We start from the raw sequence: 24,287 nt of genomic DNA on the forward strand, positions 1-24,287 counted from the left end.
TGAATGAAGAGATACTCAATACAAGTGAAGCGCTTGAGATATTGGGGTTCACCCGTCAGTATCTGAACCAGTTAGTGAAGACCGGGGAACTGGAGCCGATGAAAGAAATGCCTCGGGACAGGCTTTTTCTCAAAGAGGATATTTTGGATTTTCAAAAACATAGAAAGAAATGATGGTTCAACAATCTTATTTTTTTTCGTCATCGTATTTATGGATAAAAACTACAGCAACTTAGACATTCTGGATCTCACTACAATGACTTTAGCAACAATATGGCTCGTAATGACCATCGTTAATATAATCATCAGATTTAGGAATATGCAGAATAACTAAGTTTCTTTATTTAAGTTAGAGGTTATAGCAGAGCTATAAATTGGACATTAAAAATAATGCAAGGGGGCTACCAATGAGAAGTCTAGATATTTCCCAACTTGATCCAGAACTAATACCCTCGGTTTATGAAACTCTTCCTCATATGAATAATAACATTGATGTGTTATTTCATTACACAAATATTCATGGATTAAAAGGCATAATAGAGAGTAATAAATTTTGGGTATCGCATGCTCACTTTTTAAACGACAAAACAGAAATTAATTATACATTAGAATTAAGCAATAAAGTTTTTAAGGAATTTTGCGAAAATCTTCCGGAAAAAATTGAGGTGATGTCGGGGGCATTAGTTTTATCAAAACAAGAAGCAATAAAAGACTTGACAAAATACTATGATGTAATTACAAACGCTGTATTTAACGATTCCAATTACTCTATCTACGCTTTATCTTTTTGTACTAATAGTGATTCCAATTTATTATGGTCAAATTACTCTAATAATGATGGATATTTGATAAAAATAAACTTTTTGAAATTTAGAGATTGTTTAAGGGAAAAGACCGAACATAAAGAGCACATTCATGCTGGTCTTGTAATTTATGACATAGAATTACAAAAAAAATTACTTACCAAATTATTTGAGTTTCTATTAAGAGTTATTAAAAATATATTGTATCAAAGTGTTACTCAAAGTGTTGATCAAAGTGTTGATCCCGCAGATGCTCTTACATATGTTCATTATACACTTACTCAATATTCAATCTTTTTTAAGGATCAATGTTTTTCCCAAGAAGAAGAGTTGAGAATTGCTATTACTTTATCTAGTAATTTTGATAATTATAAGTGTAGAGTTTCTAATGGGGCCTTTATTCCGTATATAGAAGTTGATTTTGAAAAGGATTGCGTAGAAGGTATAACGGTTGGACCTAAAAACAATATGGATATCACTATAAATGGTTTAAAACATTTCTTGATCTTGAATAAATATAATCACATCAAGGATGAAAGTATATTGAAATCACGTATTCCATATAGATATTAATGTTTGAGCACCCGACGAGATGTTTTTTGGTCTTACGGTTGCCACCTATTTATGAAGACACTTTCGTTCGACAAATTTCGCAAATGGTTCCATTGTCATGCTCTTTTTCCGATAATAAGAGGGGGAGGAGAATAATTCATCATGTTAAATGAGTTAGTAGATTTGACAGAATTAGAAAATCTGTTTTCAAGCAAGACAGTGAGAAGTTTTAGAAGTGACATGAAAAGAGAATACAAACTAGCTCTTTGTGGATTGTTTGGTGAGGTATTGAAGTTCGGACAATATAAACAAGGGCGTTTTTATCAGATTGTTATGAGTCTAGCCGCAAATCCGAAGTCATTCAGACAAATGTTAAAAAAGATAAGGGCAGAAGACACGTTATATGGTTTCTATATACGTACGGAACACTACTTCTATAATATTGAAGACCAGAAATATCTAGATTCTGTAATTAGCTTCTTTAGAGATTACATACTAAATTATAAAAGAAAAAATAAACGGTTATATTTGGTTTCTGATATCCAAAAAGTATACGACATTAAAAAGTTATACTCGACTCAAGGAATAAAATTGAAAGATCATCACTGGATGGATATTAATTTTTCTACTCCAGCTACATTAACTGTTCCTGAATTTTTTAACTATATAGACGTTATTAATGTTTGGAATGAATATATTAGCGTAGCAAATCAACTATTAAAAGAGAATGATCCAATAGAAGTAAGAAAGTTAAACTTCAGGTATTCAACTTGTTCTAGACAATTTGTTATTACCTCAATAACATTCTTCGAAGCCTATTTGTATTATTACTTTTACAATTTAAAATCTAAAAATGATCTAAGTGAGAACCATCCTGTAACGAAGGCACTTAATCAAGATGGATATATCCAAGACAAACAAATAGTTAGACAAGTCATTTTCAAACTACATCAACATATAAAAGAGGATAAAAAAATAAAACAACTCTTTAATAATATTAACGAGCATATAAAGATAAGAGATCGTTTTATACACAGTTCTGCTTTTATAGAGCAGAGTAATAATTTATCGCAGTTGCAACCCTTTATTGATCTCAATATGAATGATGTTATTGAAATCGCACAAGACTGTTTAGATTTTGTAGTTAGGGTTGATGAGCTACTACCGGAAGATGAAAAAATTCTATTTTGGTGGGAACGCTTTGAATCACCAAATTTTAAAAAGAAAGAATACATTAGTCCATTGAATAAACATAAAGAAAAAGTATAAATGCACCTGGTGTAAACAGGTGCTTTTTTATATTCTCTGTAAACTGCGGCCGGTAAATCTCAGGATAGACAATTGGCGGTTAACGGCTTGAGTGCGGGCGCAGTTTAGAAAGAATATGATTGGAGAGATTGGAATGAAGAAAGCTTTGAGGCCCTGCAATGAACCAGGCTGCCCCAATTTGTCGCGAGAGGGCTACTGCGTACAGCATAAGAGAACCAAGCCGGCCTATGATCAATACCGGGAGTCTGCTGCCAAAAGGGGGTATAACAGCAAGTGGAGGCAGGCGCGTGCTGGCTACCTGTCCAAATATCCGTTATGTGCCGCCTGTTTGATGCAGGGCAGAAGAACCCCGGCGACAGTTGTCGATCATATCGTTCCGCATAAAGGCGACATGAAACTACTCTGGGACTCGGGTAACTGGCAGCCTCTCTGCGGGGCGTGCCATAGCCGGAAGACGGCAAAGGAGGATGGAGGATTTGGAAACAGAACATCAAACATGCGTGTGTGATCAATGCATGACCAGACTTCTTATCAAAGGCTGTTCAAAGATAAGGAAGCACGACAATGGAATCAAGCAGCATTATATCAAGTGTCCACGCTGCAAGGCTGAGTATACATCCTTCTATACGAACGAGGACATCAGACGAATGCAGCACAGAATAAGAAAGATGTTTGCTTTGCGTCGTAATATGAAAAAGGAATCAGCTGTCGATCTATATTCAAAGAAAATAGAAGCAGCACAAACTGATATTCAAGCAGCCATGAACCAGCTGAAGAAGGAGATGGAGACCCCCCACCCTTAAATCCCTTGAGGACGTTTGCCGGAGACCGCGCTCCCCTCCCCATTTTGATAAATTCCCTAAATGAAAATTCGGAAGGAGGTGAGGGAATGGCTAGACCGCGGCAACCTGTTGACTTGCTACTGGTGAAAGGCAAGAAAAACTTGACAAAGCAAGAGATTGAGGAGCGTCGAGCACAGGAAGTAAAGGCACCAAACGACAAAGTAAAAGCTCCATCATATTTGCCAAAAGACTTAAAAAGAGAGTTTAAAAAGATAGCGGATGAGCTAAAAAACATCGGAATTATGACTAATTTAGATGTGGACGCGCTTGCCCGTTTTTTGTTTGCTCAAAAACAATACTTGGAAATGACCGAAGTCTTACTCGAAACGCCCATTACTGCATTAGTTGAGGATGATGACGGAAATAAATTTGAAGTAGCGAACAAGACATACAGTGATTTGCTTATCAATCAAGACAAGCTGTTCAAACAATGTCGGCAAGCTTCTAGTGATTTAGGGCTGACCATTTCCTCTCGCTGCAAACTTGTTATCCCGAAAAAAGATGATGGGAAACCGAAGTCAAAAGAGGAAGAACGGTTCGGGGGCCGCATGTAATGCAAGAGATTACAGCCGAAATTCTCATTGAGCGGGTTTGGTCATATGCTGAGAAAATTCGCTCCGGAGAAATTAAGGCAGGCAAAAAGCAAAAATGGGCTGTAGAGCGATTTTTTAAAGATGTTGACCGGCTCGCAGAAGATGACTGCCCTTATTACTTTGATGCTGAAGCTGTGGTGGATTTTTATGAATGGTCGCGGCAATTTAATCATGTCGAAGGTATACTTGCAGGGCAGCCGATTGAATTAACAGACTTTCAGCTTTTTATTGCGGCCAACATATACGGATTCTATAAAAAAGAAAATGGCGCCCGCCGGTTTCGGAAAGCTTATATCCAGCTGGCCCGTAAAAATGCGAAATCGCAATTTTTAGCTTTAATCGCGTCGTATGAGATTTTCCCGACACAAGAAAAACACCGGGTTTTTATCGCAGGCTGGTCCCGTGAACAATCAGATGAAGTATACCAGGCAATCCTTGAGCAACTGCATCACGCGCCGATACTCAAAGGGAAATATACCTCTGCCAACGGCCGCGTGAAAAAATATAAAACGAACTCCATTATCCAACCTCTTTCCCGTGAGGCTCGGAAGCTCGGGGATGGTAAAAACCCATCATTGGGAATTGTGGATGAATACCACGCACATGAAACAAGTGAGATTTACGACGTCCTGGACAGCGGGATGGTCGCCCGGCGCAGTCCGTTAATGGCCGTTATTACGACAGCGGGTTTCAACATGGAGCGGCCATGCTTTAAGGAATATCAATATACGAGTAAAATTCTTGATCCAGACATTGACACGGAGAATGATGATTATTTTGTTATGATCTGTGAACTGGACCCGGAAGATGACATAAAAGATGAATCAAATTGGATCAAGGCGAATCCGATTGTGGCAACGTACCCTGAGGGGATGGAGTCATTACGTTCTGCTTTAAAAGTGGCTCTTGAAGTGCCTGAAAAGATGCGCAGTTTCCTAACCAAAAATATGAACCGATGGGTTGACCAAAAGGACAATGGTTATATGAATATGACAAAATGGCGCAGTTGTAGTAGCGGGGAAATTCCTGATCTGCAAGGACTGCCCGTTTATCTGGGCCTTGATTTATCAATGACAACAGACTTAACCTCCGTAGGATATGTGGCCGTGCAAGATGGCTTTTTCTATGTCGGTCAACATTCCTTTATGCCTGAAGCCCGAGCCAAAGAAAAAATGGCGACCGATAAAGTGCCATATGAATTGTGGAGAGAGATGGGATTTATCACTTATACGTCTGGCGAAGCAGTTGACTATCAATTAGTCGAACAGTGGATCATTGAATTTATCCATAAAAACCGTTTTCGGCCACAAGAGACCGCGTATGACAAGTGGAATGCTCTTCACTTAGCTCAGCGGCTTGAATCAAAAGGACATACAATGGTTGAATTGCCGCAGAGAATCAATCATCTGTCATTACCTACAAAAAGCTTCCGAGAGAAGGTATATGAAGGGAAAGTTGTACATGGTAATGATCCGGTTTTATCATGGGCGGTTAATAACGCAATTATGAAAATGGACCCGCAAGAAAATATCATGCTGGATAAAGCAAAATCACCGCAGAGAATTGACCCTATTGCGGCTGTTATAAATGCTTATGCCAGAGCGATGTATCACGATACAAACCATAGAGTAGATTTAAATAATCACTTTGGTTCTGGAAATTTTAGTTTTTAGGATGTGAGAAAATGAAAAAAGTCAGGAAAAAGATCGAAGCTTTTTTTAAGTGGGATTTTCACCACAGGTATATGAAGGCCCTGCTTTCTTTTTTTAGCTTGATATTAAATGATCTGCTGTTTATGGCGGGAGCCGCCTTTATTCTGACAGCTGTCTATAGATGGAACACAAACATCGGTCTTATTCTGACGGGTGTCTTTTTAATGTTTTATGCATACCTCATATCAAAGAAAGCGAGGTGATATAAATGCTGCTTGAACGAATGTTTGAGAAACGTTCTGGCTCGACAGATCATGAAGATGGTTTAAACAACATTTTATTAAACATGTTCGGCGGCCGGAAAACAGCAAGCGGCGAAAGAGTGAGTGAAAGCAACTCACTTGTGCAGCCGGACATATTTGCATGTGTCAATGTATTGTCGGATGACATTGCGAAACTGCCGATTCACACATATAAAAGAACGGACGGCGGCATAGAGCGGAAACCCGAGCACATGTCCGCGCATGCTGTTTATGCTCGGCCGAATCCTTACATGACAGCTTTCACATGGAAAAAGCTCATGATGACTCATGTTCTGACTTGGGGGAATGCATATTCCTATATTCAATTCGGACCACATGGTTATCCGGAAGCGCTCTTTCCCTTGCGCCCTGATTACACGAATGCTTACGTTCATCCAACAACAGGCATGCTGTGGTATCAAACTGTGTTAAACGGGAAAGCCATTGAATTATATGACTACGAAGTGCTGCATTTTAAAGGGCTTTCGACTGACGGAATACATGGAAAATCACCTATTGGCGTTGTACGGGAGCATATCGGGGCGCAAGCGGCTGCCACAAAATATAATGCCAAACTGTACAAGAACGAGGCAACTCCTCGGGGGATATTGAAAGTCCCGGCGTTCCTGGATGAAAAACCAAAAGAGAACGTGCGCAAAGAGTGGAAACGGGTGAATCAAGGTGAAAATATCGCCATTATAGATAACGGACTGGAATATCAATCTATTTCCATGCCTCTGCAAGAAGCTCAATTCGTTGAGTCTATGAAGTTTAACAAAGCACAGATTTCCATGATTTATAAAGTACCGTTGCATAAGCTGAACGAATTGGATAAAGCAACATTTTCCAATATTGAGCATCAGTCCATTGAATATGTCAGAAACACGCTGCAGCCGTGGATTGTGAATTTTGAACAAGAACTAAACGTTAAATTGTTCTTAGATCACGATCAGAAAAGCGGCCATTATGTGAAATTCAATATAGACAGCGAGCTGCGCGGCGACAGTAAGACGCAGGCAGAGTATTTGAAAACACTTCATGAAACAGGAGTGCTGAATAAAGACGAAATCAGAGAATTACTTGAGCGCAACCCTATTGAAAACGGCGACAAATATATCTCCAGCTTAAACTATGTGTTCCTCGATTTTGTGGAAGAATATCAGCGGCTTAAAGCTGGTGGCGCCATGAAGGGGGGTGACAACAAGAATGAAGGATAAAGAGGTTCGGCATTTGACGACGCCGATTGAGCTGCGTTCCGAAGGTGAGGGGCAGAGTGAATATATCGAAGGGTACGCTCTCAAATTCGAAAAATGGTCAGAACGCTTGGGATGGTTTAAAGAGATAATCAGCAGAACAGCCCTTGACTCAGCTGACATGTCTAACGTCATCGCCCTTTTTAATCATAAGCAAGATTTTCCCTTAGCGAGAAATACCGTTTCCGAGGATACTGGCCGTCTTGAATTAGAAATAGACGGGATAGGCCTCAAATTCCGATTTAAGCCCTCAGACACGTCATATGCGCGTGATTTAATAAAGAATGTCCGGAGCGGTGTGATCAATCAATGCTCCTTTGCTTTTTCACTTGATTATGGGGATGCTGAGGCAGATGAATGGCGTATCAATGAAGATGAGGACATTTACGAACGACGAATCAATAAAATCAATCGTATTTTTGATATTTCACTCGTCACTACCCCTGCTTACAGCGATACTGAGGCGGTTGTAGGTGCCCGCAGTTTAGAAAAGGTAGAGCAGCTGAAAGAAAGACGTAATTCATCAAATGAAGCGTTGAAAATGGAATTGGAACTATTAGGCCTTGTACTCCCGGAGTAAGGTCTTTTTTAGTGCAGAAAACAAGGAGGAAATGATTTTATGCCAATGCAAATGAGCAAAAAAGAAATCTCATTAAGACAACAGTTTACTGAAAAGAAGCAGCAAGCAGACAAGGCGCTGCAGGAGGGCAATACCGATGAAGCGCGTGCATTGCTCGATGAAGTGAAACAGATAAAAAATCAAATTGACTTGATGGCCGAAGGACGTTCACTTGATGTGCCGGATTTACCGGGCGGTATGCACTTTGTGCCCGAGCAAGAGCGCAACCCAGAAGGCAGGGCCGGCGATACAGGGGCAAAAGAAGAACGACAAAAAATGTTCGCTCAAGCTTTCATGAAATCCCTCCGCGGCAAACGCTTAACGGAGGAAGAGCGCGATCTATTTGAAAGTGAAGAGTTTCGTGCGATGTCCGGTAAAAATGAAGAAGACGGCGGCATTCTAATTCCGGAAGATATTTCGAGAACGATCAAGGAATTGAAACGGGAACAGGAGCAACAGCTTGAACAATATGTAACGGTTGAGCCGGTTGCGACCCGTTCAGGTACACGTATGCTTGAGAAAAACAGTGACATGACGCCGTTTGCGGTCTTAGAAGAAATGGACGAAATTGCAGAGACAGATCAACCGAAGTTTACCAAGCTTTCTTACAACATTACTGATTATGCGGGCATCCTGCCTTTATCGAATACACTTTTGCAAGATACTGACCAGGCTATTATGTCTTATGTCGCAAGATGGTTTGTGAAGAAATCAATCACGACGCGGAATGCTTTAATTCTTTCAATCCTTGATTCTTTGAAAAAGGTTCAATTCAAAGGCCTGGATAACATTAAGAAGACACTTAACGTAACTCTTGATCCTGCTATCTCTGCCGGAGCTATTATCATGACGAACCAAGACGGATTTGATTACCTTGATCAACTGAAAGACGGAGATGGAAAGTATCTCTTGAAGGATATTCCAACTGAACCAACAAACAAAATGCTGTTCGGCCGCCGTGTCGTGGTTATTTCAAATAAAGTCCTCAAGACAGTCTCTGGAAAAGCACCAATGATTATTGGTGACTTGAAGGAGGCTATCGTTTTATTTGACCGTCAGCAACAGTCTATTGCTTCTACTGATGTCGGGGCTGGTGCATTTGAGACAAATACAACTAAAGTGCGCGCAATTGAGCGTGAAGACGTGAAGTTGTGGGATTCTGAGGCTGTAGTGTACGGTCAATTGACGTTGTCTGCTGAGTAATAAAGGAGGGTTATCATGCGAGTAACTAAAAACTACACCGCCGACGGGGGAAATCGTACCGTCATCGGCGGTGTTTTAGAAATTGCCGGGGGCAAGGTCATTAAAGATGGACAAGAGGTCAGTTTTGGCGGCAACCAATCTGAACCAGGATCCGGAAGCGTAACCCATGAAATGCTGGCGGATAAGTCGGTCCGCAGCAGGAATATCGGCACCGGCAGTGTAATGGAAGAACACTTAAATTCATCTGTTTTAGATCGTCTCAAGGCTATAGAAGATAAATTGAAAGAGCTTGCCGGTTCTCAGTCTGACGGAAAAACGGAATAAAAAATAAAAGGAAAAGGATGATTACAGATGGCTGAAGATTATTTATATGAAAGTAATGGAGTCAAAACTTCATCTGAAAAAGGAAAAGACGGCAAAGCGATAACGCCAGTCTATCTCAAAGAAAATAGCGAAGAAAATCCTCTTTTTGTAAAAGGGTTGCAGGGTGAAAAAGGTGAGCCGGGTCCCCAAGGTGAACCAGGCCCTCCAGGTGAACCAGGCCCTCCAGGTGAGCCGGGTCCTCAAGGTGAACCAGGTCAAAAGGGCGATCCTGCTGTTATTGAAGAGGGCAGCATTGTGCATGAAATGCTTGCAGAAAAATCCGTTCGGAGTAAAAACATTGGAACTGGCAGCGTGATGCCGGAGCATCTAAACAGCGAAATTACAAAAGTACTTGATGAATTGAAACAAAAAATGAATAACCTTGAAAGTGACCTGGCTGCTTTGAAAGGAACAGAAGAAGAACCGACAGAATAGGCGGTGTGTCCTGAATGGATTTAGAGGTTATTAAAAATTATTTAAAGGTCGAGCATGAAGAAGATGATCGCCAGCTCTTGATTCAAATGGCGGCGGCCAAAAGCTATATTATCAACGGGATAGGCAGGTATATTGAAGGGCACCCGCAATTTGAACTGGTGCTTCAAATGCTTGTCCAACATTGGTATGAAAACAAAGGGATATATGAGTCCGGGGGCACCGGCTTATCTATCCCTTTTACTGCTGAAAATATATTGACGCAGCTGCGTTATATATCTGTGGAGGAACAAGAAAATGAGAAAAAAGATCAGCCAACTCCGGCACCGTCTGACCTTTCAAAAGAAAATCGAGACACAGGATGAAGAAGGTAACTGGAATGCAACCTATGTGGACTTATTCACGGTCTGGGGAGCTGTGGAGGGGGCTGGCTCTCTTGGAAATAGCGAAACTATGATTGCCGGAGCATTGGGAGTCAAGACCCCTAAAAAAATCACGGTGCGTTACCGGAAGGATATAAAACCGAATATGCGGATTGTTAAGCGCGTTCCTAAAGAAAAGACGGAACGCGTTTTTGATATTTTGGACACTAACGATCCGGATGATCAAGGGGAAGAGCTTGAGATTCTTTGTCAGGAGGTGGGAATCAATGGCTGATATGAGCTTTGACGGCATAGATGATCTAACGCAGTATTTTGAAAAAATCGGCGGAGACGTCGAAAAGGTGGAACCCATAGCATTAAAGGCCGGCGGAGAACTTATTGCTGAACGGCAGCGCGCTCACGTTAACCGGAGTGATAAGAAACAGCCCCATATGCAGGACAATATCACAGTCTCCAATGTCAGAGAATCCAAGGACGGAGTGAAGTTTGTGGCTGTTGGTCCGAATAAAAAAGTGGCGTATCGCGGGAGGTTCTTGGAGTGGGGAACCTCAAAAATGCCGCCGCAACCGTTCATAGAAAAAGGCGGAAAAGAAGGGGAGGGGCCAGCTGTGGAATTAATGGAGCGAATACTTACAGCGCCGATCAAATGACCTACTCTCCTAAAATTGAATTGGTGAGTACACTTAATTCCAGTGCCTTATTAAAAAGCCTGGCGTCTGGCGGAATTCATAATCTCGTCGCAAATGATGTCAGTGCTTTTCCAAGAGTGGTATTTTCGGAGATTCAAGACGCCGATACGGATTTTGCAGACAACAAGGTCTATTCATTTGAGGTGTGTTATCAGATCAGCATATTCACTCAAGCGAGTACCCGCGGCAAAGAAACAGCGATTGCAGCCGAAATAGACAGGCTTATGCGGGAAATCGGATACAGCCGATATGATTCTCAAGATTTATACGAAACAGATACAAAGGTCTTTCATAAGGCCAGACGTTATAAAAAAACCTATTATCAGGAGGGAAAGTAGATGGGGAAAGTATTATCCGGCTTGGATATGTTTCATATCGCCGAAGTATTGAAAGACACGAAAGATGAATTGAAGTTCTCTGATCCGCAAGAATTACCGGGTGCCGTTAACTTGAAAATTGATCCTAAATCCGAACAAGAGGTTTTTTATGCTGACAACGTGGCATATGCCACTGTTAATAGCTTGGGTGATATTGATGGTGAAATGGAAGTTGCCGACCTCCCTCTTGACATGCAGTCAAGGATTTTCGGTAAGCAAGTGGAGAATGGCATTCATTTTTCTAGTGCTGATGATAAGACATTGGAGATTGCTCTTGGTTTCCGGGCCAAGCTCTCTACCGGCGGGTACAGATACTATTGGGTGCTTAAAGGAACCCCAGAATTAGTACCGGTTGAACACAAAACGGACGAAGGGAAAGCCACGCCCCAAACAGCGCAGGTCAAAATTAAATTCATGCCTCTTACTAATGTAAAAGAGGGTAAGCGCAGATGGGATGCAAAAGCAGAAGAAGATAAGGCCAATGGGATTAACGCTGAAACATGGTTCAAACAAGTTGTCTATAAGGACATCACGAAAGAGGAAACGCCTGTCGTTGATGTCGGTAAATAATTCATTGAGCGCCTAAGAGCGCTCTTTTTTATATGAAAAAGGAGGAACTTACATGGAAGCATTGTCTATTACACTTCGACTTGATGGGAAAGATAAAAAATTTGTTACACCTGACCACATTACAGGTTTATTGTTCCGGAAGGCTGCAAAGATTGCAGACGATTTTGAATCACAAGATTCAGAGCGTCTTTTTACTAATGAACAGGTTGAATTTGTCTGTAATACCTTTGGCCAGAAATTTACGCCTGATGAGTTTGAAAAAGGAATTGATGCCCGGCTGGTAGGAAGAACAATCTATGCTGCTGCACAGTATGTGTTGGGGAATATTGCCGAAGCAACGGCTCTTTTAAATAGCGAGGGGATTTCCAGCGGTGAAGAGCCGGGGGAGTAAGTCTGCCTGAGTCAGTCCTTGATATGTATAACGCCCTTGAGGAAATAGGATATACACAAAACCAAGTTGACGAAATGGACATTGTCTATCATCTGAAAAGACTGGCTCGGAGAAAATCACAAGAGAAGACACAAACGAAGGCAAAAAACAACGATGAACCTATGTATATTGATCAATTTCTTGGATAAGGAGGTGCCCGGTTGAGCAAAGACATAAAGGTCAAACTGTATTCGAATTCATCTGAGTTTAAACAAGAAATGCGCGCCTGTGCTGTTCAAATGAAAAATTTAAAATCGGAATTTGAAAAAAACCGTACGGCCGTGGGTGTGTGGGGAAACGCATTAAAAACTGCACAAGTAACCGAAAAATCTCTTACTCAGGAGCTTGAAAATCATAAACGCAAAGTAAAGGCTCTTGAGAGAGCATATGCAGATTCAGCGATTAAAAAAGGCAAAGATGCAAAGGAAACGCAAACCCTTGCCCGCCGTTTAAATAATGCTACTGCCGCAATGAATAAGACGCAAAATGCGCTAAATAGTACGACTCAGAGGATAAAAGCGTTAGAAGAGGCGGCGAAAAGAGCGTCCTCCCGCGTTCGGATCATGGGCGAACGAATGGATTCAATTGGCGGAAAAATGCGCTCTGTTGGTTCTTCAGTAGCTATGACATCGGGCATCGCCTTTGGTGCGCTCGTTCTGTCCCTTCGTGATGCTGTTCAGGTCGGTATTGACTTTGAAAAGCAAATGAGTAAGGTCCAGGCCATTTCCGGCGGATCGGCGGCAGAGATCGCAAAATTGAGAGAGCAAGCAAAAGAACTCGGTGCAACCACTGTCTTCACAGCAAGTCAGGCAGCGGATGCACAGGGTTTTTTAGCAATGGCCGGATTTAAGGTGAATGACATTTATGACGCAATGCCGGGAATGCTCAGTCTGGCGGCGGCCGGTCAACTGGAATTAGGAATGGCCGCGGATATTACATCAAATATCATGTCTGCCTTTGCTCTAAAAGCAAAAGAGTCAGGGCACGCCTCGGATGTCATTGCTTACGCCGCAGCCAACGCAAACACCAACGTTGAACAGATGGGCGAAGCCATGAAGTTTTTGGCACCGAACGCTAATTCTCTTGGTTGGGGAATGGAAGAATCAGCGGCCGCCATTATGGCTTTTGGTGACGCAGGTCTTCAAGGCTCAATTGCCGGGCAGGCTTTTGGTACATCCTTGATCCGTCTCGCTTCGCCAACGGGTAAGGCGTCGAAGCTTGTCAAAAAATTAGGTTTTGATTTCTTCGATGCAGCCGGAAACATGAAAAGCATGCCGGAAGTCGTTGAGGAAATGGAAAAAGGTCTGAAAGGCATGACCAAAGAGCAACAGGCGGCCGCATTAAAAACGATCGTGGGCGCTGAAGCATATAAACATTGGGCTGTCCTTCTTCAAAAAGGTTCAAAGGCTCTTGGGGATAATACTAAGGCGCTTGAAAAATCAGATGGAGCCGCTAAAAAGATGGCGGATACAATGCTGGATAATGCACACGGAAGCATAGTAGCTTTTCAGTCAGCACTTGAAGGGGCAAAAATCAAACTGACGGAAAGCCTTTTGCCTGCCCTGGGCGATTTAGCAAACAAGGGCAGCGACTTGATTATGATGTTTAATAATCTGGATTCCGGCACCGTGCAAACCATAGCGAAAACAGCCGTTCTGGCGACAGGTGTATTAGGGGTTACGACAGCCGTCGCCACGCTTACAGCTGGAATAGGGGCGCTTTTAGCGTTTACCGGTCCTGTTGGCCTTGCAATTGTAGGAGGCACAGCGCTGCTTGGCGGTATTTCGGTTGCTACTTACGCTTACACTGAGCAATTGAAGAACCAAAAAAAGCAGCAAGAAGAGGCGCGAGAATCCGCTTTGCTTTACGGGGAGGGCGTTTCTAAGGCAACACAAAAATCTGCTTCCGCCTATGTGGATTTAAGGGAAAAGGCAGAACTGCAGCTGTTTGAATTGACGCGGGTATCTGGTTCAGAAGCTCAAAAGATGTCAGCTAAATTAGTTGAAACATATGCCAGCATGCGCGACCAGTTGATACAAGAACTTGAAGGACTTAAAAAGGATGCTCTGGTTGTCTTGAAAGGGCTATATGCGGACACCGATGAGAAAACAAAAAAAGCCGGCGAAAAGATGACTGACAAGATGGTCGGCGCAATTGATAAAGATATGCAAGAGGCTAGAAATAAACTGAAACAGTTAAATGCTCTGCAAAAAGAGACAGGCCTTGTCTCCTCTAATATGAATGCCTCACAAAAGAAGCAGTTCAATGACATTGTTTCTTATTTTGAGTTGTCTACAAGTAAATTTGCGGCCAATCAAAAAGAAGCCTTAGCAATGCAAAAAGTAGTAACGGATCAGCAAGGGCAGCTTTCATTTAAACAAGCTCAGAAGTACAACAACGATATTAAAAAAGTCTATGACGATGGTAAACAAGCCGCCAAGAAAGACATGGAATACAGAAATGATGTTATTGAGAAGTTGTTTGCGCAGGGATATATAGAAGCTGAACAAAGAAGATCATTGCTGAGCAAAAGTACAGCTGACTATAATACCGCATTAGCAAAAAACACGGATGCCTATGAAAAAAATTCAAGCGCCTTATTTTCTAAAATGTCACGAGACGGCAAGCTGCTTGATTTAGAGACCGGAAAGGCATTGGATAGACAAGATGAATTTATATCTAATTCAATGGGGATTATGGTCAAAACTGAAGAGTCAGAAGCTCAATATCAAGAGCGATGGGCAGCCCGGCAAATAGATTTTCTTCAAAAATTAGGACAATCCAAAGAAGAAGCAATTGAGACTACCCAACAGGCTTTAGAAGAGTTTTACCAAGGCATGGGGATGACCCAAGAACAAGCCCGTGAAGAAGCAAGTCAAATGGTTGCCAATGTTGAAGGGGAATTAGATAAGCCGACAAGCGCCGAGCAATCAGGGAAGAAGGTTGCTGAGGACTTTTCCGCTGGCTTGAAGCAGTCCACACCAGCAGTTATTGGCGGGGGAACGGTCTTACAGCAGGCTCTTAACAATTCGCTTTCCGCAGATAACACCACGCCCGCACAGGCCGGACAAAATAAAGGAAATGCCTTTCGTACCGGTATCAATTCTACAAGGCCCGGTAATGCACAAGCAGGATCATCTATACTTCAATCTGCTTTAAATGAGATGAGGAAAGGCGGGGGGCAAGCAAATGCAGCAGGACAAAACAAAGGAAATAAGCATAAAGCTGGTTTAACGTCTACCAAAGGCGCCAATACATCTGCGGCCGGCTCTCTTAGCTCATCGGTAACGAGCAGTTTAGCCAAAACCTCAGACGGCGGAGGCGGTAAAAAGGCCGGAACTGAATTAGCCAGTGGCGTTCTCAGTAAAAAAGGCACAGCAAACAGCGCCGGAAAAAGTGTTGCAAACAGTGCAAAAACAGGGCTGAAAAGCGTTAAGACACAAAGTGTCGGTTCTGACTTTGTAACCGGCTTTATAAATGGAATGGGATCGCAAAACGGCTCTCTCTTCAGCGCGGCATGGAACTTGGGGAAATCCGCCTTGCGGACTTTAAAGAAGTCAATTGACTCTCATTCTCCCTCCAAACTAACAAAAGCGGAAGGAAACAACTTTTCTGATGGGTTTGCGTTAGGGATAGAGGACAAAGCCAAAAACGTAAAACAAAGCGCTGCTTTTATGGCGCAGAACGCGATGGCCTCGTTTAAGCAGGAATTAAATCAGATGGCTTTCAACATAAAGGGGGCTGCTGATCAGCTCATTTCAATGAAGTCGGAGCTTACCATTCGGAATGAAGTTGACACGCCTGCCTTAAATCAAAAGCTCGATGCTCTAATCACACTCCTGTCTCAGCAACAATCTGGCGGGGCAGGCCAGGCCGCATTACCTCAGCATCCTATTATCATCCATCCGGCTGCGGTGCATATGGACGGCCAACAAATTGCGACGATCGCTTTTGAAAAAGGAGATGGCAGGATACTTGATCAGAAAGCTGCAGACCGATACAACCAGAATGCCTATAAAGGCGGTGTCAGATCATAATGCTAGATTTATATATTGATTTTAATAACGGTATGGGGGAACAAAGTTTAACAGGCATTCTCCCCCGTTTTAAGGTGCGCAGCTTCACGCCTGACTCACCGAATATTGAACGAGAAACAACGACCCTCCCAAGGATAAACGGTTTAGTGCTGCCGCAGCACCCCCGGGACGTTGTCTACAAAGAGAGAGACATCAAGGTTGATTTTTTATTAGATTCCATCATTCCCGAAACCTTTTATCAGAACAGGCATGAACTTTATTCATTGTTAGTGCAGCCGTTTCCTTATTATATTTCGACGGACCTTCTGCCTAACCGTCGGTTCCTTGTTACGTGTGACGGGAATTTTACTATCACTAAGGACAAACAGAAAAATCATGCCACATTTACAGTGGGGTTCACGGACATTCTGGGGCTTGCCGAGTCGAAATATACCTCTTCTACCATCCAGAATTTCAATGGAGAGCACTGGAGTCCCGGCATGGGAATCCTTCGGAGGGATGACCTTGAATATCATTTCAAGAACAAAAAACGATTCAGCGTATACAACCCAGGCGGCGCCGCGGTCAACACTCTGCAGCATGATTATAACGTCTTTCTGTGGGCCAAAGGGACAAACGTAACCATTGCGAACCGAACGAACGGGGAAAAATTGAAAATTGAGCAGGAGCTAAAACGCTCGCAAAAAGTCACATTCATCAGGCAGTACACTGTAATTGGGGATAAGCGTCTGAAAACATCCGGCCGTCTGCCGACACTGGATGTAGGATGGAACGATTTTGAAATTATAAACTCAAATGACTTTGAAATTTTATTTGATACTCGTTTTTATTATAAGTAAGGAGGGATGACATGGCTACGGCTGACTTTATTAAAAGCCTGGTACCCGGGGCGCAAAAGGTACGGATAAAATATAATGTCCTTGCCAGCCTTGTCATTGCTCAAGGCTGTCTGGAAAGTGGATTCGGCACGAGTGGCCTTTCCAAACAAGCTTACAATTTGTTTGGGATAAAGGGAACCTATAACGGAAAATACGTTTTGATGTGGACCAGCGAGCAGGACAAATACGGAAATGTTGAGAGGGTACAAGCTAAATTCAGAAAGTACCCTTCATACGCTGAGAGTTTGGCCGATCTGGGAAGCTTATATAATCGTCTTGATCGGTATAAAGCAGTGGTAGGGGAAACGGATTATAAAAAAGCATGCCGGGCCGTTCAAAAAGCTGGCTACGCAACAGACATCAACTATGCTAATAAATTAATTATCATGATCGAACAGTATAAGTTGATGCAATATGACGATACGTCAGAATTGCCGAACGAGCCTGATGATCCAGAATCCCCGGAGACCCCAGAAGAGGAACCGAGCTTTCCGAGTAAAGAATACGCGGGTAACGACATCCCTCTTAATAAAAAACTGCCGTCAGATGTGGACTTTCCTCAGCTGCATGTTTCCACGAAAGACGGAAATGACGTTGTGGAAGTAACAGGCGTGATCGTTGATCTTACAGACGATACTACCGGGAAAAAGAGCTTTACCTTTACAATTACCAAAACAGAAAGCAACGCGACTGAATTCGATTTACTGGTCAATGACAATATTCTTTACATTGACGAAAGAAGATTCAAACAACAAAAATACTATATTACAGATGTAGACTTGAAGCAGGCTAAAAACGTCCTGACAAAAACAATCACGGCCAACCACATTTTTACCGTTCTGCTTGCTGAGAATCGAGTGGATGATACAGTAACGAAGAAACTGACCGTAAAAGAGGCCTTTGACATTGCGTTAAAAGGTACTGATTTTTCATATGTGCTGGAAGAGCCTGAAAGCAAATTCGCCACCGCCGAAGAAGAGAATTTCGGTGATAAAAACTCCACCGAATTAATAGATCAGCTCATAAATGATTATGAGTTAGAGCTTGACGTGGATAATTATAAAATTCATGTCTATAAGAAAATGGGGAAAGAGATTCCTTTCACATTCGACTCTCGTTACAATATGCCGGGCATCAGTATCAAAACCAACTCGCAAAACTGCTCTACGCGGGCATGGGGATATGGCGCGATGTCTAAAGACAGTAAGAGCACAGATAAAAAGCCGAAATACGTATTTGAGCCGATCTTGTACATCCATCCAGAGGAAAAGAAATTTCTGCGGGAAGGTAAGCCGAAGTGGGCCGACCCGATCAGAGACGAAACTATAAAAAAGTCGGGCAGCATGGTTTCTGCGCTGAAAAAACATGTGAATCCATATCCGGAAACAGTCGTCAGTGTAGATTATCAATATGTATACGAACCGAAATTGCTCAAAATTGAAAAGCCGTTCTGGAAAGGCGATACAGTCCACATTTTAGCCGACACAGCAGACGGAACGACTTATGAGGATGATGTGCGGCTCTTAACGATTCAATACAATCCGTTGAATCCATACAGCAGCCCGAAGCTGACTTTTGCCAATTTCAGAAAAGACATACAAGATATTGCGGTGAATCAGGCCAAGAAGCTGAGAGAACAAAAACGATATATTGATCAAATACTCACAGCGCTTTGATAGGCGTTTTTTATTTTGTCGAAAAGGAGAGTGAATACAGTGTTGAGGTTGAAAAAAAATTACGATACCACTAGAAACTCTCGTTATGAGGATGAGCTATCTGGTGATATGGAAGCGATCGAGAGTAGCATAAACGGACTTGAAAGTGAAATTACCCGTCATAAGAAAGCTGCTACAGCACATACTTCTGAGCAAATTGATCACGGGGGTTTTTCTTTACGAACCTATATTGACAGCCTCTATAATCGGGTGCGCAATCTCATTCTTAATGCCGACGGGACAAATGTAAAAGAAGTAGTGGACGCCCGTGTTAATGCTGATGGGGAAATTGCCCCACTGCTGAAAGAGCGTCTCGACAAGGAATATAACAAACTTCTACGTAAGATCACCAGAAACGTTAACGTAGACGACTACGGGGCCGACCCTACCGGGGAGACAGACAGCACAGAAGCATTCAAAAGAGCGATCGGAAACGGAAAGGTGCGGCTCAATCTATCAGCCGGAGAATACGTGATAAGGGGCGTCAAGCTGCCGTCATGGACGTATTTGATCGGCCAGGGCATGGGCGTCACCACGCTAAAACTGCACGAGGACACGCCGGCCAGTGAGTGGGTTGTCACAAATGCTGATCATGCGAAAGGCAACCGGAATATCGTTGTGGAAGGTATGTCGCTTGACTGGAATCCTGATCGTCAGGGCGGCGTAGGCGCAACCGGAGGTGTACATTCAAGCTGTCTGCTTTTCGCGCAAGTAAAGTTTGGTATTGCGCGCGGCGTTGAAGGTATTAATCCCGGCTTACATTGTTTTGATGTATCAGCGCCTTCTTATGACATTACAGCAAAAGATTACACGGCAACGGGGAGCAAATATATCTGGATTGATCAATGTGTCGGCTCGGGGTATGGTGACGACGGCATTACGACCCATTACAGCGAGTATATTTTCATCACAAACAATGTGATGACGAACCCGCGCGGAACTGCACACCGTAAAGGCGGAGCCAATTCAAACGGAATTGAAGTGGACGACGGCTCCAAGCATGTCTGGGTTATAGATAATTATACGGAGGGGAATGTACGGGGCGTAGAGGTAAAAGCTCATAAGGAATGGCCGGCACCGAGTGACGTTCACATTCGCGGTCATGAATCATTTCGTGACGTTCGCTCATTTGATTTACGGCATATTGATCACCATCTTGTAAAAGACCCTTGGAGCGAGACGGCTCGTGATGTGACATTAGTAGACTGCACATCCCGTGAACCCGTCTATAATTCGCTTTATGAAGGATTAGCTCCGAAAGCCCTTGTCGTTTCGGCGTACCAGCGTGTTCAGATAATCGGTTTTAAAGCGATTGGCGATCCGACATATGACTACAAAGACAGCTCGATCATTGCCTTCCAGTATAAGAGCAGGAAGATAACAGTAAACAACTTGCACATTACCGGATTTAAAAAGGCTGATTGTGACATTTATATTACCGGCGGCGATCAGATGACCGACGATGTATTTATTTCTGATTTTGTTATCCATGATTCCGCAAGAACCGGCATTGCGATAGGGGGCGGTGTATATAATGTCAACTTGTTAAATGGGCTTATGCATGTGGCAAGCGGAACGGCCGGCATTACATCCCCGAACACCCAGACCAATATTTTTCTTGTCAGAGCTTACGGTTATAAAGATGCGGCTGTCCTTGCCGGAGAAAAGCATTCAGTCGTTCCGAATAACGTCAAGGGAGGCTTTCGAGCAGCTTCCAGCTCCGGCCATGCACTGACAAAATACAGTGCAATCATTGCATGTACAGGACCAACGTATGCGAAGGGTGAGCGCAACCTGCTTGCAGGGAACGCTGGGGGCTCTTCCTCAGAAGGATCACGCAACGGTGTCATGTTTTCATACGATTCTCATACAACAGGAGACGGGCCGTCCTCGGGTGTCATGTTCTCGAAGGCCACAAAGAATAGTAAATCTTACACAGTGGTTTTAGGCCATGGAAACGGCAAAGCATCGGAAGCCAACAAAAAAATTGAATTAAACGCAAAGGGCGGAACAGTGCGGTCCACCGGTGCGATAGAAAGTGTATCGAATTTAAAAGACTTGGCGGAGTATTTTGAATCAGCTGACGGAGAAAAGATAGAGGCGTCTTATCTTGTAGCGTTAGAGGGCGACAAAATCCGAAAAGCTCAAGAAGGCGACAAGATACTCGGGGTCGTTTCCAAGACTGCCGGCGTTGTGCTTGGCGGAGCTGCCTTCTATTGGAATGATCGTTTTCTTCGTGATGAATTTGGCGGCATTATCTACCGAGAAGTATTTGACGGTGACGACATCATTACGATTCCAGCTGAGAACCCGAACTATGACCCCGAAGCCGAGTATAAGCCTCGAGAGGAAAGAGATGAATGGCATGTTATTGGTTTGATTGGCCAAGTCTTCGTGCGGGTGGATGATACCGTTAACATCGGTGATAGTGTTTCAGCAGTTGACGGCATCGCAACAAAGGCGGAAAGCGGCGGCTACGGAACCGTGATGAGATTAGAATCCCCGTATGATATGGAAAAGGGATACGGCGTGGCTCAAATGATGGTTACGCCGCAGCACTAAGGAGGGATAAGCGACGATGTATAAAACGGGCAGCGTGCCGATCAACATTAATACAAATCCAATCAATGGCCGGAGTACAAATATACAATTTATGACGCAGGACACTGGCAGCGCAAAGCTGTTTTTTTCTTTTGCAAAGGATGGTGTACCGTTGCCTCTGTCAGCCGTAGACGCAAAAATTGTCCTCCTGTATGATGATGGATCGTTTTATAAAAAGAGCCTTACCATCACTGACAAGGTAAATGGAACAGCGGAATATGTGTTGTCGAATGCAGAACTCAAGCATTACGGAACGGTTAAGGCTGAAATCAAACTATATTACACAAACGGGCAAGCGCTGGCGACATCATTTTTTACTTTCTCTATCGCCAAAACGTTAGAAGATCAGAACATCATTCCGACAGCTGACTACTACATTGACGACTTTGAAACGCTGAGAGACGGGGTAAACCGCATTGTGGAAGAAATCAGCCAGACTGTCGAGGAATTACAAAAGAAATTTGCCGATCTGGAAGCTATTGAAACGAAAGAAGGCGCGCAGCAGAAGGCGGATGATGCAGAGGAAAAGGCCAGAGCTTATACGGATGAACATGCGAATGACGAAGAAAAGCACATTACAGCTGCCGAAAGAAAGGCGTGGAATGCCAAGGAAACTCCCTCCGGCGCGCAAAAGAAAGTAGACGCCCATGCGAACGATCAAGAAAAGCATGTTTCTGCAGCAGATCGGAAGGCTTGGGACAGTAAAGAAACAGAAAGCGGGGCGCAAGAGAAGGTAAACACTCACGCCAATAATACGGACATTCATGTTACCAAACCTTTTAAAGATGCATTGGGAGAATTATCAAAGCTGTTCACAGCAGATTTTAAAGATAAACTGGATGAATTATTACGTCAGTTCACAGCCCACAATTACAATCAAGAACGGCATATCTCGGCAACTGAGCGGAAGACATGGAACGGAGCCGTCACATATGCAAATATCATGCTGAAAAACGGTGCTACCACAGGGACGCGAACACCTATTTACGCAAAATGGGGACCCCTTCTCTTTTTAAGGGGGCATGTTAGAACTGAACCAGAAATTGTGTTTGGATCAATTCCGGCAGCATACGTTCCATCTGGCGGGGGTGTTTATACAGTTCCGTTGAGTGGGACAGGCGGGACAGCCAATTTGATCATTTATGATAATGGGGATTTAAAAATAAAATATCCAGACCCGGCGGACTCAAATAAGATGGGCGGAGGCTATTATCTGGATGTACTCGCGGGCTTTCAGGAAGGAGGGATAACATGATTCAGGTTTATGAGTACGATGAAAATTTCATTTTGACCAAACCTGTTCCGATTGAGCCTGACGAAGAAGGTAACTATACAATCCCTGAGAATTGTACAACCGTCCAGCCTCCGTCTTTTATAAAGGCGATGTATCATCCAGGTGAGAAGACATGGATGGAGGCGGCCACCCATGAAGAGAAAAAAGCCCTGGAAAAGCAAATTGAAAGCGGGCGGGTGCCTTCTCCCGTTGATGAATTGAAAGCTCAGAACGCGGCCATCACAGAACAACTTGCGGAAGCGCAGAGCCTGGCCGAGTCACAAGCGCAAATGATTGCAAATCTTTATCTAATGCTGGCGGAGGGAGGGAAAGGGGTATGATGGATTGGTTTACAAGCGTTAAAACCATCTACGGATGGGGGCCGCAGTATTACAATAATGCAGACGTGGCCCGTTTTGTTGAATGGGGAAGAATTACAGAAGATCAATATAAACAAATAACTGGCTTAACCTATCCGATGACAAAACAGCCTGTCAGTGTGGATTTAGGCGGCGCCGCAAACTGATCAACACCCCAGAGGTGTTTTTATTTTGCCTCGAAGGAGGTGATTAACAATGGAGGGAATACAAGTGATGTTGAATTTTGAAAGCTTACAGATCGCAAGAACATATCTTTTCGGGGAGGTGAAATACCTTGACTTGCTTTTGATCCTCAGCATCTTGGATGTCATCACAGGCATTATTAAAGCGTGGAAAATGAAGAAGCTCCGGAGCCGAAGCGCGTGGTTTGGATATGTCCGGAAGATGCTCAGTTTTATGGTGGTCATTGTTGCCAACATTATTGATACGATAACAAATCTGAACGGTGTTCTGACCTTTGGAACCGTTCTTTTTTATATCGCAAATGAGGGCCTGTCCATCACGGAAAACTTGGCACAGATCGGCGTTAAAATTCCTGCCGTCATCACGGAGCGCCTGCACGTAATCGAAAGCGACAATGATCAAAAAACAGAAAAAGACGATCAGGCAGCTGGTTAATACGGCTGCTTTTTTGAATCCAAAACAGAATAGGAGAGATTTTTTCATGACAATTGCAGTCAAAAAAAGATTAGTTCCAAGTGAAAAATACGCCCTGAAATGCCCGAACCCAATGACGCCAGAGTATATTACCATTCATAACACAGCAAACGACGCATCAGCCGCCAATGAAATCAGTTATATGACCGGCAACAGCGAATCCACAAGCTATCATTTTGCCGTCGATGATAAAGAAGTAATTCAGGGGATTCCGCTTGACCGGAATGCTTGGCATTCTGGCGACGGCACAAACGGAACCGGTAACCGTAAGTCTATCGCAGTAGAAATCTGCTACAGTAAGTCAGGTGGCGCGCGGTACCGGGCAGCAGAGGCGCTGGCTATCAAGTTTGTGGCGCAACTTCTTAAAGAGCGCGGATGGGGCGTTGACAAAATCAGAAAGCATCAGGACTGGAAC

The 24,287-nt window shown here is 43.3% G+C and carries 27 protein-coding genes; all 27 read left to right on the top strand.

The annotated features are described in order from the left end of the window. Positions 1–173: helix-turn-helix domain-containing protein (locus D5S11_RS18965; RefSeq protein WP_164833851.1), on the top strand; the 173-nt coding region annotated here is incomplete at its 5' end. 233 nt (positions 174–406) lie between these two features. Beyond that, positions 407–1,375 carry a DUF2971 domain-containing protein gene (locus D5S11_RS18970; protein WP_108724899.1) on the top strand — a complete coding sequence of 323 codons (969 nt, stop codon included), beginning with the start codon at positions 407–409 and terminating at the stop codon, positions 1,373–1,375. A 141-nt stretch (positions 1,376–1,516) separates the two neighbouring features. Next, complete coding sequence (locus D5S11_RS18975) at positions 1,517–2,623, top strand: hypothetical protein (protein ID WP_108724900.1); 1,107 nt, start codon at positions 1,517–1,519, stop codon at positions 2,621–2,623. A gap of 133 nt (positions 2,624–2,756) precedes the next feature. Then, positions 2,757–3,131, top strand: a complete 375-nt coding sequence (locus tag D5S11_RS18980; RefSeq protein WP_108724901.1) for an HNH endonuclease signature motif containing protein — start codon at positions 2,757–2,759, stop codon at positions 3,129–3,131. Then, a complete protein-coding gene (locus tag D5S11_RS18985) occupies positions 3,091–3,426 on the top strand; it encodes a transglycosylase (RefSeq protein WP_234418068.1) in 336 nt (111 codons plus the stop codon). The genes D5S11_RS18980 and D5S11_RS18985 overlap by 41 nt, the downstream gene beginning before the upstream one ends. Positions 3,427–3,512: 86 nt before the next feature. Continuing rightward, positions 3,513–4,019, top strand: a complete 507-nt coding sequence (locus tag D5S11_RS18990) for a phage terminase small subunit P27 family (protein WP_015968210.1) — start codon at positions 3,513–3,515, stop codon at positions 4,017–4,019. Further along, on the top strand, positions 4,019–5,731 hold the full coding sequence (locus tag D5S11_RS18995) for a terminase large subunit (protein WP_108724903.1): 1,713 nt from the start codon (positions 4,019–4,021) through the stop codon (positions 5,729–5,731). The genes D5S11_RS18990 and D5S11_RS18995 overlap by 1 nt, the downstream gene beginning before the upstream one ends. A 247-nt stretch (positions 5,732–5,978) precedes the next feature. Further along, complete coding sequence (locus D5S11_RS19005) at positions 5,979–7,229, top strand: phage portal protein (protein ID WP_108724905.1); 1,251 nt, start codon at positions 5,979–5,981, stop codon at positions 7,227–7,229. Further along, complete coding sequence (locus D5S11_RS19010; protein ID WP_053574214.1) at positions 7,219–7,845, top strand: HK97 family phage prohead protease; 627 nt, start codon at positions 7,219–7,221, stop codon at positions 7,843–7,845. The genes D5S11_RS19005 and D5S11_RS19010 overlap by 11 nt, the downstream gene beginning before the upstream one ends. 39 nt (positions 7,846–7,884) lie before the next feature. Beyond that, positions 7,885–9,087 (top strand): phage major capsid protein, encoded by a 1,203-nt coding sequence (locus D5S11_RS19015; protein WP_108724906.1) that lies wholly within the window; start codon positions 7,885–7,887, stop codon positions 9,085–9,087. A gap of 15 nt (positions 9,088–9,102) precedes the next feature. Then, positions 9,103–9,411 carry a hypothetical protein gene (locus D5S11_RS19020; protein WP_164833852.1) on the top strand — a complete coding sequence of 103 codons (309 nt, stop codon included), beginning with the start codon at positions 9,103–9,105 and terminating at the stop codon, positions 9,409–9,411. A 27-nt stretch (positions 9,412–9,438) separates the two neighbouring features. Further along, entirely contained in the window at positions 9,439–9,885 is a 447-nt protein-coding gene (locus tag D5S11_RS19025) for a collagen-like protein (RefSeq protein WP_108724908.1), read from the top strand. 14 nt (positions 9,886–9,899) lie between these two features. Beyond that, positions 9,900–10,247: a head-tail connector protein gene (locus D5S11_RS19030; protein ID WP_063636444.1), complete on the top strand. Its 348-nt coding sequence runs from the start codon at positions 9,900–9,902 to the stop codon at positions 10,245–10,247. Next, positions 10,180–10,539, top strand: coding sequence for a phage head closure protein (locus D5S11_RS19035; protein WP_063636443.1), 360 nt, complete (start codon positions 10,180–10,182; stop codon positions 10,537–10,539). Before D5S11_RS19030 ends, D5S11_RS19035 begins: the two co-directional genes overlap by 68 nt. Then, entirely contained in the window at positions 10,532–10,915 is a 384-nt protein-coding gene (locus D5S11_RS19040; protein ID WP_080130222.1) for an HK97-gp10 family putative phage morphogenesis protein, read from the top strand. The genes D5S11_RS19035 and D5S11_RS19040 overlap by 8 nt, the downstream gene beginning before the upstream one ends. 23 nt (positions 10,916–10,938) lie before the next feature. After that, positions 10,939–11,292, top strand: coding sequence for a DUF3168 domain-containing protein (locus tag D5S11_RS19045; protein WP_234418069.1), 354 nt, complete (start codon positions 10,939–10,941; stop codon positions 11,290–11,292). Further along, positions 11,293–11,901, top strand: a complete 609-nt coding sequence (locus D5S11_RS19050; RefSeq protein ID WP_080130223.1) for a major tail protein — start codon at positions 11,293–11,295, stop codon at positions 11,899–11,901. A 52-nt stretch (positions 11,902–11,953) separates the two neighbouring features. After that, positions 11,954–12,292, top strand: coding sequence for a phage tail assembly chaperone G (gpG, locus tag D5S11_RS19055; protein ID WP_039251296.1), 339 nt, complete (start codon positions 11,954–11,956; stop codon positions 12,290–12,292). 200 nt (positions 12,293–12,492) lie between these two features. Further along, entirely contained in the window at positions 12,493–16,368 is a 3,876-nt protein-coding gene (locus tag D5S11_RS19060; protein ID WP_108724909.1) for a phage tail tape measure protein, read from the top strand. Continuing rightward, positions 16,368–17,207 carry a phage tail family protein gene (locus D5S11_RS19065; protein WP_108724910.1) on the top strand — a complete coding sequence of 280 codons (840 nt, stop codon included), beginning with the start codon at positions 16,368–16,370 and terminating at the stop codon, positions 17,205–17,207. The genes D5S11_RS19060 and D5S11_RS19065 overlap by 1 nt, the downstream gene beginning before the upstream one ends. Positions 17,208–17,218: 11 nt before the next feature. Continuing rightward, entirely contained in the window at positions 17,219–18,922 is a 1,704-nt protein-coding gene (locus D5S11_RS19070) for a phage tail spike protein (protein ID WP_108724911.1), read from the top strand. 39 nt (positions 18,923–18,961) lie between these two features. Beyond that, a complete protein-coding gene (locus D5S11_RS19075; protein WP_108724912.1) occupies positions 18,962–21,523 on the top strand; it encodes a peptidase G2 autoproteolytic cleavage domain-containing protein in 2,562 nt (853 codons plus the stop codon). Positions 21,524–21,539: 16 nt separating this feature from the next. After that, positions 21,540–22,817, top strand: coding sequence for a phage baseplate upper protein (locus D5S11_RS19080; protein WP_108724913.1), 1,278 nt, complete (start codon positions 21,540–21,542; stop codon positions 22,815–22,817). Continuing rightward, on the top strand, positions 22,814–23,176 hold the full coding sequence (locus D5S11_RS19085; RefSeq protein ID WP_108724914.1) for a hypothetical protein: 363 nt from the start codon (positions 22,814–22,816) through the stop codon (positions 23,174–23,176). Before D5S11_RS19080 ends, D5S11_RS19085 begins: the two co-directional genes overlap by 4 nt. Next, complete coding sequence (locus D5S11_RS19090) at positions 23,173–23,361, top strand: XkdX family protein (protein ID WP_108724915.1); 189 nt, start codon at positions 23,173–23,175, stop codon at positions 23,359–23,361. The genes D5S11_RS19085 and D5S11_RS19090 overlap by 4 nt, the downstream gene beginning before the upstream one ends. Positions 23,362–23,410: 49 nt before the next feature. Further along, positions 23,411–23,833 carry a phage holin family protein gene (locus D5S11_RS19095; RefSeq protein ID WP_108724916.1) on the top strand — a complete coding sequence of 141 codons (423 nt, stop codon included), beginning with the start codon at positions 23,411–23,413 and terminating at the stop codon, positions 23,831–23,833. Between the two features lie 46 nt (positions 23,834–23,879). Beyond that, positions 23,880–24,287, top strand: a 408-nt coding sequence (locus D5S11_RS19100; RefSeq protein ID WP_206504694.1) for a peptidoglycan recognition protein family protein, incomplete at its 3' end; no start/stop codon positions are given.

Source organism: Bacillus sp. L75 (assembly GCF_003676355.1).
Classification (GTDB): Bacteria; Bacillota; Bacilli; order Bacillales; family Bacillaceae; genus Bacillus; species Bacillus velezensis.

What these genes read in the sequence shown, in the direction of transcription:
- D5S11_RS19005 (WP_108724905.1), top strand. Translation starts at nt 5,979, where the DNA reads ATGCTGCTTGAACGAATGTTTGAGAAACGTTCTGGCTCGACAGATCAT.
- D5S11_RS19040 (WP_080130222.1), top strand. Translation starts at nt 10,532, where the DNA reads ATGGCTGATATGAGCTTTGACGGCATAGATGATCTAACGCAGTATTTT.
- D5S11_RS18980 (WP_108724901.1), top strand. Translation starts at nt 2,757, where the DNA reads ATGAAGAAAGCTTTGAGGCCCTGCAATGAACCAGGCTGCCCCAATTTG.
- D5S11_RS19070 (WP_108724911.1), top strand. Translation starts at nt 17,219, where the DNA reads ATGGCTACGGCTGACTTTATTAAAAGCCTGGTACCCGGGGCGCAAAAG.
- D5S11_RS18970 (WP_108724899.1), top strand. Translation starts at nt 407, where the DNA reads ATGAGAAGTCTAGATATTTCCCAACTTGATCCAGAACTAATACCCTCG.
- D5S11_RS19065 (WP_108724910.1), top strand. Translation starts at nt 16,368, where the DNA reads ATGCTAGATTTATATATTGATTTTAATAACGGTATGGGGGAACAAAGT.
- D5S11_RS19015 (WP_108724906.1), top strand. Translation starts at nt 7,885, where the DNA reads ATGCCAATGCAAATGAGCAAAAAAGAAATCTCATTAAGACAACAGTTT.
- D5S11_RS19020 (WP_164833852.1), top strand. Translation starts at nt 9,103, where the DNA reads ATGCGAGTAACTAAAAACTACACCGCCGACGGGGGAAATCGTACCGTC.
- D5S11_RS18995 (WP_108724903.1), top strand. Translation starts at nt 4,019, where the DNA reads ATGCAAGAGATTACAGCCGAAATTCTCATTGAGCGGGTTTGGTCATAT.
- gpG (WP_039251296.1), top strand. Translation starts at nt 11,954, where the DNA reads ATGGAAGCATTGTCTATTACACTTCGACTTGATGGGAAAGATAAAAAA.
- D5S11_RS19080 (WP_108724913.1), top strand. Translation starts at nt 21,540, where the DNA reads ATGTATAAAACGGGCAGCGTGCCGATCAACATTAATACAAATCCAATC.
- D5S11_RS19030 (WP_063636444.1), top strand. Translation starts at nt 9,900, where the DNA reads ATGGATTTAGAGGTTATTAAAAATTATTTAAAGGTCGAGCATGAAGAA.
- D5S11_RS19025 (WP_108724908.1), top strand. Translation starts at nt 9,439, where the DNA reads ATGGCTGAAGATTATTTATATGAAAGTAATGGAGTCAAAACTTCATCT.
- D5S11_RS19010 (WP_053574214.1), top strand. Translation starts at nt 7,219, where the DNA reads ATGAAGGATAAAGAGGTTCGGCATTTGACGACGCCGATTGAGCTGCGT.
- D5S11_RS19035 (WP_063636443.1), top strand. Translation starts at nt 10,180, where the DNA reads ATGAGAAAAAAGATCAGCCAACTCCGGCACCGTCTGACCTTTCAAAAG.
- D5S11_RS18985 (WP_234418068.1), top strand. Translation starts at nt 3,091, where the DNA reads ATGGAGGATTTGGAAACAGAACATCAAACATGCGTGTGTGATCAATGC.
- D5S11_RS19095 (WP_108724916.1), top strand. Translation starts at nt 23,411, where the DNA reads ATGGAGGGAATACAAGTGATGTTGAATTTTGAAAGCTTACAGATCGCA.
- D5S11_RS19050 (WP_080130223.1), top strand. Translation starts at nt 11,293, where the DNA reads ATGGGGAAAGTATTATCCGGCTTGGATATGTTTCATATCGCCGAAGTA.
- D5S11_RS18990 (WP_015968210.1), top strand. Translation starts at nt 3,513, where the DNA reads ATGGCTAGACCGCGGCAACCTGTTGACTTGCTACTGGTGAAAGGCAAG.
- D5S11_RS19090 (WP_108724915.1), top strand. Translation starts at nt 23,173, where the DNA reads ATGATGGATTGGTTTACAAGCGTTAAAACCATCTACGGATGGGGGCCG.
- D5S11_RS18975 (WP_108724900.1), top strand. Translation starts at nt 1,517, where the DNA reads ATGTTAAATGAGTTAGTAGATTTGACAGAATTAGAAAATCTGTTTTCA.
- D5S11_RS19085 (WP_108724914.1), top strand. Translation starts at nt 22,814, where the DNA reads ATGATTCAGGTTTATGAGTACGATGAAAATTTCATTTTGACCAAACCT.